The organism is Polaromonas sp. P1_G2, from assembly GCF_056405515.1.
In genome coordinates, this window is record NZ_JBFUBY010000859.1 from 1 (window position 1) to 532 (window position 532).

At 55.8% G+C, this 532-nt stretch carries 1 protein-coding gene; it reads left to right on the forward strand.

What is annotated here, in order from left to right:
• Positions 1 to 201: 201 nt before the first annotated feature.
• Positions 202 to 532, forward strand: a 331-nt coding sequence (locus AC1D0P_RS28010; RefSeq protein ID WP_477679714.1) for a hypothetical protein, incomplete at its 3' end; no start/stop codon positions are given.

Here is a 532-nt window from a genome sequence, read left to right on the forward strand (position 1 = left end):
GCCTCCTCGGATGTTATCGAAGTGGCTCTCAATGGCCTTCGACAATTCGCCAAACCCTATGACACGGCGGCTGAGAGCGACTAGGACTTGAATGCGTGCACCACCGGAGCCGTCACCGAGCGGCGGCCGTGACGCGGCGCAAAACGCGGCTTGACTCTTGTTTTTGTGAGAACAAAATAAGAACAAAGACAGGAGGTCACCATGACCGCAAACCCACAGCCCATGCACAATGAACAACCTGACTTCTTCAAGAACATCGACCTCCAAGAGGTCGTCGTTCAGCTCGCCGACGAACAGCGGCGATCGCACGCCAAAGTGCTGGTCCATGAGATGCTGCTATTGCAGACGTTCCTGCGTTTCGCCGATGCCACGGGCAGACGCAAAGAGTTTTCCGAATTGGTGATGGCCAATATCGAGGCCGATATTAGAACGACATTCGCGAACGTGCCGGAGGAGGACATTCTGAATAAGGCTGTTGCCCGGGATATGTCCGACATCGTTGCCGATCTTTCCCAGCGGGTGAGGGCGCTGG